Consider the following 12,691-nt stretch of genomic DNA (forward strand, 5'->3'; position numbering starts at 1 on the left):
AAAGATTTATCATTTAGATATAAAATAGAAAGACAGCAGAAAGGTGGATTATATGTCTAACATAGCGAAATTCCGAGATTTTTTACAAACACAAGGTATACCAATGAATGAATTCGAAGAAAATGGAAATACCTTCTTCCGCTCAGAGCAAAAATTAAAGGATGGCTGGGCAGTTACTATGGTATTTGCATTTACGCCTGGGGAAGATATTGCAGATTTGTTCTGCTTTAATGTAACAGAAGTGAAAAATCCTAATAAAAAGCCGGCTGTTCATGAATTGATTAACGAGCTGAATTCAAATTATAGATATTCAAAATTGTATGAAGAAGACGGGGTCATTTCCATCCGCTACTCGTACTTTCTTGAAAATGATTTTGATCCGGATGCTGCATTTAGAAGGCTTGTCATGCTTTTGGAAACAGCTGAAGAAGTATATCCGCAATTAATGAAGGTTATTTGGGAGTAAAGCACAGCTCCTGAGCAGAAGCTCTTCGCTATGAAGGGCTTTTTTATTTCGGGTCTAAGGAGGAGCAGCTTGACATATAATAAGAGAAAGCAGCAAGAAATCTTGTACTGCGCATAAATTCCGAAAAGAAAAGTGCTTTAAAAATATGGACAGTTTATATTAAGGCTCTTTTCTTAAAGATTATTGTTTTTAACGAGTTCTGTGAGACGATTTCATTTTTATAAGGTTGATTGGAGTGAAAGGTGTGAGACTCCTGCTTAGAATAGCGGGAAGGTGAGACCCCTCAGGCATTGCTGAGGAGGCATAACGCCCGCCACGCGGAAATCAATCACCCTGTTTCTTAGAAAAATAGTTTACGGAAAAAGACTATAAAAGATATTATTAAATAATTTTTGAGTTTTGGGGTTGCAATCACTCAGATAGTCAGGTATAATAAATTTTGTTGATAGGAAATACACATTTCGACAAAATACAGCAATATTATTTGCGGGTGTAGTTTAATGGTAAAACTTCAGCCTTCCAAGCTGATATCGTGGGTTCGATTCCCATCACCCGCTCCATACATAGGTCACAACGCAGTGTTTCGTTACATCAGAGAACGAGGCATTGCGTTTTTATATTTTATGGGCATGCCAGGTTCCAAGGCATGCTTTTTTTCTTGTCTGAACAAGAAGAGGGTATTGCGGATTGTACCCAAAAGTTTGAATTGGCTGGCGTGATGACATTATAATGAAGTATCATGGACAGTATTGCGAAGGCGGTTTAATTATGGAGAATAACAGAGAAGAGAAAAGGAATGTAAAATGGCGGTCATTTTTCTTAATGCTCAAATCGGAAAAGCCACCTGTCCTCATTATTGTGCTGGTGCTGTCGCTTAGCCTGATAGAGACAGCTGCGGCACTTGTAGTGCCATTATTCACTAAAAAGCTTGTGGATTTAATGTCAGGCAGCGGAATTGAAACCGGTACCGTTGTTATGCTGCTTGCTGCCTTCATTCTGCAGACTCTTTCAGGAGGATTTTCCTTTTATTTTTTAACCTATATAGGAGAGAAAATTGTAGCCGGCCTGCGCCGAAAGCTGTGGAACCATATTCTGCAGCTGCCTGTTTCCTTTTTTGACCAAAATCAGTCAGGTGAAACCCTGAGCAGGATTACACAGGATACAAATACGATCAAGACAGTCATTACGAATCATTTGGTTACCTTTATTTCTGGAATTGTGTCTATCATTGGTTCTATTATCATTCTGTTTACGCTCGACTGGAGAATGACGTCAATCATGCTTGCCGTTGTTCCGCTTTCATTGCTGATCTTAATGCCGCTTGGAAGGAAGATGTACAAAGTTTCCAAGCTCACCCAAGATGAAATGGCTGCTTTCAGCGGGAATCTTGGCAGGGTTTTGAGTGAAATCCGGCTGGTCAAGTCTTATAACGGAGAGAAATTAGAAGTGGAAAAGGGGAATAAGGGCATCCTTAAGTTATTTTCCTTCGGGTTAAAAGAAGCAAAGATCCAAGCGGTGATATCTCCGTTTATGACTACCATTATGATGGTGATTTTGGTTGTTTTGATCGGCTATGGAGGTGTGCGGGTTGCCTCTGGTGCCCTTACAGCAGGGACATTAGTGGCCATCATTATTTATATGTTTCAAATTGTGGTTCCCTTCAGCCAGCTTGCTTCCTTTTTTACAGCCTTTCAGAAAGCAATGGGTGCAACGGAGCGCATCCATCACTTACTGGAATTGAAGCAGGAGCCATATGCAGGCAAGGAAGCCATGCTGGTACAGGGAGATCTTGAATTTACAGATGTATCTTTTTCATATAGTGAATCAAAGCCGATTCTTAGCAATATATCCTTTAATGTTCCTGCGAATGGAACGGTTGCATTAGTAGGTCCTAGCGGCGGGGGGAAAACGACAATATTCTCACTGATTGAACGTTTTTATGAAGCATCTGAAGGGAGCATCACGATACACGGAGTGCCAATTCAGGAACTTGGGTTAACCTATTGGCGTTCGCACATTGGGTATGTATCTCAGGATAGTCCTATCATGACAGGATCGATTAAAGAAAATATCTTATATGGGATAGGCCGTGATGTACAGGAAGAAGAGGTGACAGCTGCCGCGATGTCAGCAAATGCCCATGAATTTATCACAAAACTTCAAGATGGATATGACACAGAAGTTGGAGAAAGGGGAGTAAAGCTCTCCGGAGGACAGAGACAGAGGATTGCGATTGCGCGTGCTATGCTGAGAAATCCAAAGATCCTTCTTCTCGACGAAGCAACTTCGAATCTGGACAGTGAGTCTGAACAGCTTGTGCAAAATGCCATAAGAAAGCTGATGAAGGGAAGGACTACCCTGATTATTGCCCATCGCCTGTCCACGGTCATTGAAGCTGATCAGCTTCTTGTTGTGGAGGATGGAAGAATTACCGGCAAAGGAACACATGAAGAACTGCTTCTTAAGCATACCTTATACCGGAAACTGGCCACCCAGCAATTGAAGATTGAGCAATAAAATGAGAGAGGGCAGTCCACAATGACCTCAATTGATTATCAGCAATGAATGATATGGCAGGTAGCTGTGCCTCCATGTATCCCGATAAACATATTCATCAGGGATTCTGTCAGCAGCTGTCCTTTTTCTAGTGAAATGGACGGCGCTAAGTAGATGATCTGGATGGCCTGTTTTGTTGACTCGGTCACTTTGGTTCGTTCTGAATCAACGAAAGGACTGCCGAAACAGCCTTTTTCATCAGATGCTGTAATCATCTTCTGCATAGAATTTATGCGTCCATTTAAACCTGCATATTCATCATATTCGTCTCCGATTTTTATGGAAACATTACCCTCAATTTGGCTGCTGTCATAGATGCCTATGGGCACTTCGTATTTGAGCGAGAAAAAGTTATTCAGGTCGATGGCAGAATGGACAGGCGAGATGTAGTTTTGCTTTTTTATTCTTCGGTAAAGCGCTTCGTGTGCAGGGCGATAGCGGGATGGGTTGGTCCCGGCTGCTTTAAATACATGGCGCCACTCTGAAATTCCCGGAAAATCAGTCAGTTCCTTTTCTGCCAAATCGAAATATAATGACTCCTGGAAAAGCTGGAGTCGTCCTTTTAGCATTTGGGGTGATGGCCCTACCTCAATATCCTGGTAGAATATGACGCCGGCCTTAAAATCTGGTATTTTGCTGCAAAGTGCAGGGTGAATGATGGTTTCCAATCGTTTCAGCTCCCAATCATGAGTAAAATCGTTTATTATATATTAGTTGGTTTGTAAGTAATTGGCGGGCAGCGGGATGACTGTATAAGGCCCGGTTTGTCAGCTAATTAAGAGAACTGGGCATGGCTCAGGGATTCTTCTATATTAACTATAATCGAAACTTCTTTCATTTCAAAGCGCGAAGGGAGGCACATCAAATGGATTTTCAAAAACTGAAAGAAGAAATTATTTCATACAGCAGGGAAATTGGCATTGATAAAATTGGTTTTGCAGCTGCAGATACCTTCAGTGAGCTCAAAAACAGGCTTTTGAGGCAGCAGGAATTGAACTTTCAATCAGGATTTGAAGAACCTGACATTGAAAAAAGAGTCAATCCGGATCTGATTTTTCATGAACCAAGGTCCATCATTGCGATTGCCCTGGCATATCCGTCAAAAATGAAGAATCCTCCTCAAAGCAAAAGAGGCGAACGGAGAGGAATATTCTGCAGAGCATCCTGGGGAACGGATTACCATGTATTGCTGCGAAATAAGCTCAAGCTGCTTGAGGAATTTATTAAAGATAAAGTCCCGCAGGCGCAAGTCAAGTCGATGGTAGATACCGGAGAGCTTGCTGACCGTGCGGTGGCTGAGAGGGCAGGGATTGGCTGGAGCGGAAAAAATTGTGCGATCATCACTCCTGAATTTGGTTCATATGTTTATTTGGGTGAAATGATCACAAGCCTGCCGCTTGAACCTGATAAGCCTATTGAAGAAGGCTGCGGAACGTGCAACAAATGTGTGGACGTCTGTCCGACAGGCGCTCTTATTGAAGGCGGACAGCTGAATGCACAGCGCTGCATTGCTTTTTTGACTCAGACCAAGGGATTTCTTCCTGATGAGTTCCGCAGCAAAATTGGAAATCGCCTGTACGGCTGTGACACCTGCCAGACCGTCTGCCCTGAAAACAAAGGGAAGGATTTTCACTTTCATGAAGAAATGGAGCCAGATCCTGAGCTTGCCAAACCTCTTTTAACTCCATTGCTTAACATTGGCAATCGTGAATTTAAAGAGAAGTTTGGCCATGTTTCAGGATCTTGGAGAGGAAAAAAGCCAATCCAGCGGAATGCAATCCTTGCCATTGCCCACTTTAAAGATGAAACGGCACTCCCTGAGCTTTTTGGGCTGCTGAAGCATGATACCCGTCCGGTGATAAGAGGAACAGCAGCATGGGCCATCGGGAAAATCGGCGGAGGAGAAGCCCTGTCAGAGTTAACCAGTGCGCTTGCTGCAGAAGCAGACGAAGATGTAGTCCATGAAATTGAAAAAGGGCTTCATATGATTTCTTCTGTAAAATAAATACAGGATGCCCGGCATATGCCGGGTTTTTTGTCTTTTTATAAGCCGCCTGTCATATAGTTGCAGTGAGGATTAAAAAAGGGAGGGTTCAGAATGAGGAAAAAACTCGAAATGTTTTTAAAAGATAGACTGAACCAGGCACTCTCAGGAAATGGCGATATGAGAACTTATGACAGGAAATGGGATGCCAAACAGCAATCTCTGCAAAAGCGGTCTGCTGAAATTGTGAAAATCCTTGCAGCTGGGGCTGTCAGGTCTCTTGAGGAAAATGGCGATGAAATTCTTTTGAAATATGGCCTTCACTATAAATATGTGGTGAAGCAGAAGAATTCTTTTTTTATAGAAGAAGGAACTGAAGAGAGGCAGGCTCGCTTTTCGGGCGGTGAACTTGTCCATGATGAGGAAATACTTCCTCCTGCACAAACTTTTGATCCGCTCTCACTATTTATTGAAGATGATCCGATTCGCCTGTCATACCGGTATGACAGGCTGAAGGCCGTGCAATATGCAGAGAGATGGTGGAATGAGTTTAATCCCGTTTATCCGCGCTTCAATGATGATTGCACAAACTTTATTTCTCAGTGCCTTCATGCCGGCGGAATCCCGATGTGGGGAATTCCTAATAGAAACCGCGGTTTGTGGATAAAGAAAAAGTCATGGAGCTATAGCTGGACGGGGGCGCATGCTTTCAAACAGCTGATGGCAGGTTCTGGCGGGCTTAAAACAAAAGAAGTCCACTCGCCGCAGGAACTCCTGCTTGGAGATATTATATGCATCGACTTTCAGGGGAACGGTAGATTTGATCATTCTCTTATCGTGACAGCAAAGGATGCGGAGGGGATGCCGCTTGTGAATGCCCATACAACCAACAGCAGGAACAGGTATTGGGCCTATGAAGATTCCACTGCATATACCCCGAATATTAAGTATAAATTTTACAGCATTGTTGAAAATCCATGACGTAATCAGGAATAACTTAGCGCCAGGAGTCTTTGTTGAAAGGCTCTTTTCTTAAAGATTGTTGTTTTTTAATGAGTTCTGAGAGGTGATCCCATTGTTAATCGGTTTGATTGGAGCGAGCAACCGGAGCGGAAACCAGTCACCTTGTTCCCTAGCAACAAAGTTTACGAAAACAGCCTTTTTAAAAGAAGTGAAACTCAAATGCAATAGCCGGGTTTCTTCGTAAAATGATCAGCAGAAGAGAGAAAACGGCACTGATGCAAGCTTCACTTTATTAAAGACTATTGTTTAGTGATATAATATCTCGTGAAGACATTAGCAGAGGTGAATAAGAAGTGTCCATACACGTAGTACTATATCAGCCCCAAATTCCGTCCAATACCGGAAATATTGCAAGAACCTGTGCAGCAACCGATTCTGAGCTTCATTTAATCCGTCCGCTGGGCTTTTCTACAGACGATAAGATGTTAAAAAGAGCAGGTCTTGATTATTGGGAATTTGTCAAAATTCATTATTATGATTCCCTGGAGGAATTCTTCGAGAAAAATGAAGGAGGAGAATTCTTCTATCTCACTAAATTTGGGCAAAAACCGCATACCACATTCGATTACAGCGATAAAAACAAAGAACATTATTTCATATTTGGCCGTGAAACCACTGGCCTTCCCAAGGACTTAATCAGGGAACAGCATGAACGCTGCCTGCGTATTCCCATGACCGATAAAGTGCGGTCGCTAAACCTTTCAAATACAGCAGCTATCCTTGTATATGAAGCGCTGCGGCAGCAGGATTACCGCAGTTTGGATCTGAAATTCAATGAGTAGTTGAAACAGTGCAGAAAGGGATTCCCCTTTCTGCATAATAAAAGTCATGGAGTGATATTGATGAATGAAATGATAGAAAAAATTCTTGATCACCGGTCTGTCCGTTCTTTTAAGGACAAGCTATTATCAAAGGAACAAATTCATGAAATCGTAAAGTCAGCCCAGGCAGCATCTACATCAAGCTTTATTCAGGCTTATACCATTATAGGTGTAACCGATCCCGAGAAAAAGGCGGCACTTGCCGAATTAGCCGGCCCGCAAAAGTATGTGGCTGAAAATGGCCATTTCTTTGTTTTTTGTGCCGATTTGCACCGCCTTGAACTGATTGGGGAAATGGAGAATGTGGAATTCACTGAATCCATCGAAAGTACGGAGAAGTTTATGGTGGCCCTTATCGATGCTGCCCTGGCTGCACAAAATGCTGCGCTTGCTGCAGAATCAATGGGCCTTGGCATCTGCTATATCGGGGGCATACGCAATAATCTGGATGGAGTCAAGCAGATTCTTAATATTCCTGAAAGGGTTATACCCCTATTCGGGATGGCAGTCGGCTATCCTGATTCATTGAATGATAAAAAGCCGCGCCTTCCTTTGGAAAATGTGTATCATGAAAATGGTTATGCAGAGAAAGAGGCATTAATCAGCCAGCTGGAGGATTATAACCGTACCATTTCCGAATATTATAAAGAACGTACAAATGGTGTCCGAAATGACACATGGACAAGACAGATGGCTGGCATGATAAAGCAAAAAAGCCGGATGTATATGAAGGATTTCGTTGAACGCCAAAAATTAAATAAACGATAAAAAAAGCTGCCTCAGCAGCTTTTTTTAATTTCAATATATTTAACTGCGGTTTTTAAATCCTGCACATCAAAAGCGCTATTTATGTAATCCAGCTCAAGAACTGGCCAGGGTGATTTGCTGCTTGCGCTTTCTTTTAGGCACTGTTAATCTTGTCTTCAAATCGGTTATGGCCAAGCAGCCGGATGGTCAAGAATCCTTGATGCTTACGCCTGCTTTGTCTCCCGTAACCTGTACTTCCTCCGTTTATCGCTAATCAGCATAGGTCTTTAACAGGACCTATTTTTTCAGGCCTGGTTTATCGTTGTAGCCTGCAGTAAAAATAGAAACCAGAAACGTAATCATTACAGCGATGATGATGACCGTACCCATCCAAGCAGCCCCCTTTGACTGAATTATCCCAATTTATAGTATAAACTCAGTATACCTTATAGTTCCCGCGGTGTGAATGGAAAAAGGAACAATTTTTGGTTTCCCGCCCGGCGGATATCTTATCCTGTTTCTTTTAATCTCTGCACATGTTTGTCACAAAACGAGCATAGAGTAAAGTATCATCTCTGAAAGTACCAGTAACAGGGGGAGGTTCCATAATGGACATTTTAAAGAAAATTGAAAAATTTAGAGAAGATGAGCAGAAGCTGAAGTGGGAAGGTACCTTCTCGGAATATCTGGAAATTGTCAAAGAACAGCCGTGGGTAGCTCAATCTGCACATTCACGTGTTTATAACATGATCAGAGATGCTGGAATAGAAGAAGTCAATGGAAACCGCACTTATAATTTTTTCAGCGGCCAGCTGTTTGGGCTTGAGGAATCTTTAGAGCGTCTGATTGAAGAATATTTGCATCCTGCAGCCAAGAGGCTTGATGTAAGAAAAAGGATACTGCTGCTGATGGGGCCTGTGTCTGGAGGGAAATCCACACTGGTTTCGCTGCTGAAACGGGGATTGGAAGCATATTCCCTGAAAAATCAGGGAGCCATTTATGCAATAAAGGGATGCCCGATGCATGAAGATCCGCTTCATCTGATTCCCCAAAACCTTCGGGAAGATTTTTTTGAAGAATACGGAATTCGGATCGAGGGCAACCTGTCACCGCTTAATTTAATGAGACTTGAAAGCGAATATGGAAACCATATTGAAGATGTGATGGTAGAGCGGGTATTCCTTTCAGAGGATAAGCGGATCGGGATCGGAACATTCAGCCCGTCTGATCCTAAATCCCAGGATATAGCTGATTTAACAGGAAGCATCGACTTTTCTACTATCGCTCAATATGGATCAGAATCTGATCCGAGGGCATACCGGTTTGATGGAGAACTGAATAAGGCAAACCGGGGCATGATGGAATTTCAGGAAATGCTGAAGTGCGATGAAAAATTCTTGTGGCATTTGCTTTCCCTTACCCAAGAGGGGAACTTTAAAGCGGGAAGATTCGCCTTGATATCTGCTGATGAACTGATTGTTGCCCATACAAATGAAACGGAATATAAATCTTTCATTTCGAACAAGAAGAATGAAGCTTTGCATTCCAGGATAATCGTCATGCCGGTTCCATATAATCTTCAGGTATCACAGGAAGAGAAAATCTATGAAAAAATGATACGTGAAAGCGATGTGTCAGATGTGCATATTGCCCCGCATACACTCAGGGTTGCTGCCATGTTCAGCATTCTGACGCGGCTGAAGGAACCGAAAAAAGGCGATATTGACCTTGTAAAGAAGATGAGATTGTATGATGGAGAAAACGTGGAGGGATATAACTCAGCTGATATTTCAGAACTGAAAAAAGAACATCAGGATGAAGGAATGAGCGGTATCGATCCCAGGTATGTGATCAACCGGATTTCATCTACAATTATCCGCAAGGAAGAAAATCCTTCCATCAATGCACTTGACGTGCTGCGTTCCTTAAAGGAAGGGCTGGATCAGCATCCTTCGATAACAACAGAGCTTAGGGACAAGTATTTGAACTATATTTCCCTGGCGCGGAAGGAATATGATACAATTGCGAAAAATGAAGTTCAAAAAGCATTTGTTTATTCTTATGAAGAATCTGCCAAAACCCTGATGGATAATTATTTGGATAATGTAGAGGCATACTGCAATAAATCGAGGCTGCGCGATCCTCTGACAGGAGAAGAAATTTCACCGGATGAAAAGCTAATGCGTTCCATTGAAGAGCAGATTGGCATTTCAGAAAATGCTAAGAAAGCGTTCCGTGAAGAAATCTTGATCCGGATTTCCGCATACGCACGAAAAGGAAAACGATTTGATTATAATTCACATGACCGCCTCAGGGAAGCCATTCAGAAGAAGCTTTTCGCAGACCTGAAAGATGTTGTGAAAATTACTACCTCAAGCAAAACGCCTGATGAAGGCCAGCTGAAGAAAGTAAATGAAGTGGTTGCAAGGCTCATAGAAGAGCATGGCTATAATTCTACTTCCGCGAATGAATTGCTGAAATATGTAGGAAGTCTGCTTAATAGATAATAAAGTAAAACTTGCATCAGCGGGGGATTGCACTTATCCCCTGCTGAGTTCAGCTGTATTGAAGGCAGTTATCCCCAAAGTTAGAAGGGGGACTGCTGTCCGATAATACGGGATAAAAAAAAGCTTGCTGGAATCTATTAGTACCCTTTGCAAAGAACAATTTTAAAAAAGGTTCAGGAGGCCTTAAGAGATGATCTCTGTATTGAACAGGGGTCATCTTTTTTAGGTTCCATTGATACCTGTGATGATTATAATAGTAATATACTTGTTAATCTCCTGTTTCAATTTAGCTAACGTTTTACACTTCTCTATATTACTTCTTCTTTAAGGTGTCCAAAGAAGGACTCAATCGGTGCGTTTATCCTTACCCTATTCCGTAGTTTGTTGGATTGTTTTGCACAGATAGTTTTGAAGGAACTATTTCAAGTTTCTGTTTTATTAAAAATAAGAGCAGAGGAAATGATACCTAATTATATTGGTATCAGCTGTTTATACTTTACACTGACTTAATTGGTTTACTCATTTGATACTTACTTAATCTAAAGTTACGTTGAACCGCAATATAAGACACCACACTTCCATTTAATTATTTCACGATTCAAGGATTCTAAAAGTATATTGTAATTTTTCTAAACCAATGATATAGTATAAAAAAGTAAAAAATCTAAACGTTTACATTAAATACTTAAAGATTTTATTGTTTTTAGTTATTTTTTTGCAGAAAAATCTAAACGTTTACATTTTAGGGGTTTGAAAATGGAATCTAAACCAAATATCCATGATGTAGCGAAGCTTGCAAATGTCTCTATTGCGACTGTCTCTAGGGTGATAAATAATCAGGGCGGTGTCCGTACAGTAACAGAGGAGAAGATACAAAAGGCGATTGATGAATTAGGCTATATCCGCAATGCAGCAGCTAGAATTATGAAGCGAAAAGAAACGAACACAATCGGTGTCATTGTCCCTGACATCAAAAACCCGTTTTTTCCTCTTTTAATGGCTGGAATTGAACAAAAAGCCATGGAGAAAGATTATTTCACCATATTGAGCAGTACAAACGAGTCACTTATTGTGGAAGAAAAGATCGTGAAGAATTTTATTGAGCGCGGAGTTGATGGGGTAATTATAACGACTGCCAATGAAAATGGAGAACACCTTAAACTGTTTAAGGAACAAGATATTCCAATTGTAGCGGTTGACCGAAGTATCAAAAGTTTTGATGTGGACACTGTCCTTGTTGACAACATAAAAGGGTCGTACCAGGCGGTTCAACATCTAATTTTACAGGGGCATGAGAAAATTGCCGTCATTTGCGGTCCTCAAAATACTACTCCGGGGCTTGAAAGATTCCTGGGGTATAAGAAGGCACTGGAAAATTATAATAAACCTTTTGATGAGCGATATGTAGTCATGGGAGATTTTGGAGAGCAAAGCGGCTATCAGGCAACAAAGGTGCTTTTTGAACTTGACGAAAAGCCGACAGCTATTTTTTCTTCGAATAACTTAATGACAATAGGCTGTATGAAGGCTTTAGAAGACTTGAACTGGAGGCTTGGCAGCGAAGTGTCGTTCATTGGCTTTGATGATGTTGATATTGCGACATTTTTAAATCCGAAACTTAGTGTTGTTGCAAGGCCTATGAATGCGATAGGAGAAATTGCATTCCAGCTATTATATGAACGAATCAGCTTTAAAGAACCTCTTCCGAAACGGGAATATTTATTGGCTCCTGAGCTGAAAATTAGGCAGTCCTGCCGGTTAGTGAAGACGGTATTTTAAATTTTTGCTAAAAGCAAAGCTTTCAATCAATTGATGAATGGAGCACAAGTGGGAAATACCATTTTTGTGTTCTTATTTCAGAATAATGAAAGCGCTTTAATAAATGAAACATCTTAAAGAAAAGAGGTGATCTTTAAATGAGCACTGCAAAAATGATTGATCACACTCTGTTAAAAGCAGAATCTACAAAAGAACAAATTGTTAACCTTTGTGCAGAGGCTAAGGAATATGGATTTGCTTCTGTATGTGTGAATCCGGTATGGGTCAAAACAGCGGCAGAAGAGCTAGAAGGAAGTGATGTTAAGGTTTGTACAGTCATTGGTTTTCCGCTTGGGGCCTCGACTTCTACAGCTAAATCATTTGAAACAGAGGATGCGATAAAGAATGGTGCAAAAGAAGTGGACATGGTAATCGCAATTGGTAAAGTGAAACCGGCGATGATCAGGAGGCAGAAGCTGACGTTCGTGCTGTTGTAGAAGCCGCAAGTGGAAAAGCGATCGTTAAAGTCATTATCGAAACATCACTACTTACCGTGGAAGAGAAGGTGCGTGCCTGTGAAATGGCAATGCGTGCAGGTGCTGATTTTGTAAAACATCAACAGGATTTTCAACAGGCGGGGCAACAGTTGAAGATGTTGCATTAATGCGGAAAATTGTCGGAGAACAAGCAGGGGTAAAGGCATCTGGAAGAATACGTGACCTGACAGATTTGAAGACTATGGCCGAGGCTGGTGCAAATCGAATTGGTGCAAGTTCTGGTGTGAAAATTATGAAGGGCGAAACTGTTGAGAGTGGCTACTAATTTCTAA

At 41.5% G+C, this 12,691-nt stretch carries 9 protein-coding genes, 1 tRNA gene and 2 pseudogenes; 10 read left to right on the top strand and 2 right to left on the bottom strand.

Going from position 1 to position 12,691, the window contains the following annotated elements; genetic code table 11:
* Positions 1–52: 52 nt before the first annotated feature.
* The 3 genes from ACN6MY_RS06470 to ACN6MY_RS06480 all read left to right on the top strand — a co-directional run bounded on the left by ACN6MY_RS06470 (position 53) and on the right by ACN6MY_RS06480 (position 2,983).
* Positions 53–466, top strand: a complete 414-nt coding sequence (locus ACN6MY_RS06470) for a YbjN domain-containing protein (RefSeq protein ID WP_419883232.1) — start codon at positions 53–55, stop codon at positions 464–466.
* 486 nt (positions 467–952) lie between these two features.
* Positions 953–1,026 (top strand) — tRNA-Gly (locus tag ACN6MY_RS06475).
* A gap of 208 nt (positions 1,027–1,234) precedes the next feature.
* Positions 1,235–2,983 carry an ABC transporter ATP-binding protein gene (locus ACN6MY_RS06480; RefSeq protein ID WP_419883233.1) on the top strand — a complete coding sequence of 583 codons (1,749 nt, stop codon included), beginning with the start codon at positions 1,235–1,237 and terminating at the stop codon, positions 2,981–2,983.
* Between the two features lie 38 nt (positions 2,984–3,021).
* Here ACN6MY_RS06480 and ACN6MY_RS06485 read toward each other — a convergent pair whose 3' ends face one another.
* Positions 3,022–3,690, bottom strand: a complete 669-nt coding sequence (locus ACN6MY_RS06485) for a B3/4 domain-containing protein (protein WP_419883234.1) — start codon at positions 3,688–3,690, stop codon at positions 3,022–3,024.
* A 197-nt stretch (positions 3,691–3,887) separates the two neighbouring features.
* Here ACN6MY_RS06485 and queG point away from each other — a divergent pair, with 197 nt between their 5' ends.
* From queG to ACN6MY_RS06510, 5 genes are all read left to right on the top strand, one after another.
* The gene (gene queG / locus ACN6MY_RS06490; RefSeq protein ID WP_419883235.1) at positions 3,888–5,027 is read left to right on the top strand and encodes a tRNA epoxyqueuosine(34) reductase QueG; all 1,140 of its coding nucleotides are present in this window, start codon (positions 3,888–3,890) and stop codon (positions 5,025–5,027) included.
* Positions 5,028–5,120: 93 nt separating this feature from the next.
* Positions 5,121–5,987 carry an amidase domain-containing protein gene (locus ACN6MY_RS06495; RefSeq protein ID WP_419883236.1) on the top strand — a complete coding sequence of 289 codons (867 nt, stop codon included), beginning with the start codon at positions 5,121–5,123 and terminating at the stop codon, positions 5,985–5,987.
* Between the two features lie 335 nt (positions 5,988–6,322).
* Positions 6,323–6,811, top strand: coding sequence for a tRNA (uridine(34)/cytosine(34)/5-carboxymethylaminomethyluridine(34)-2'-O)-methyltransferase TrmL (gene trmL, locus ACN6MY_RS06500; protein WP_419883237.1), 489 nt, complete (start codon positions 6,323–6,325; stop codon positions 6,809–6,811).
* Between the two features lie 60 nt (positions 6,812–6,871).
* Complete coding sequence (gene nfsA / locus ACN6MY_RS06505; protein WP_419883238.1) at positions 6,872–7,618, top strand: oxygen-insensitive NADPH nitroreductase; 747 nt, start codon at positions 6,872–6,874, stop codon at positions 7,616–7,618.
* 587 nt (positions 7,619–8,205) lie between these two features.
* Positions 8,206–10,104: a PrkA family serine protein kinase gene (locus ACN6MY_RS06510; protein ID WP_419883239.1), complete on the top strand. Its 1,899-nt coding sequence runs from the start codon at positions 8,206–8,208 to the stop codon at positions 10,102–10,104.
* A 184-nt stretch (positions 10,105–10,288) separates the two neighbouring features.
* On the opposite strand, the pseudogene ACN6MY_RS06515 reads toward ACN6MY_RS06510, so the two are convergent.
* A pseudogene (locus ACN6MY_RS06515) lies at positions 10,289–10,496 on the bottom strand (IS3 family transposase); the annotation flags it as partial.
* A gap of 364 nt (positions 10,497–10,860) precedes the next feature.
* Here ACN6MY_RS06515 and ACN6MY_RS06520 point away from each other — a divergent pair.
* Together ACN6MY_RS06520 and deoC are read left to right on the top strand one after the other, a co-directional pair.
* Positions 10,861–11,883, top strand: coding sequence for a LacI family DNA-binding transcriptional regulator (locus ACN6MY_RS06520; protein ID WP_419883240.1), 1,023 nt, complete (start codon positions 10,861–10,863; stop codon positions 11,881–11,883).
* 137 nt (positions 11,884–12,020) lie between these two features.
* Positions 12,021–12,684, top strand: a pseudogene (gene deoC / locus ACN6MY_RS06525) (deoxyribose-phosphate aldolase).
* Positions 12,685–12,691 lie beyond the last annotated feature (7 nt).

It is taken from the genome of Peribacillus sp. B-H-3 (assembly GCF_048572925.1).
GTDB lineage: Bacteria > Bacillota > Bacilli > Bacillales > DSM-1321 > Peribacillus.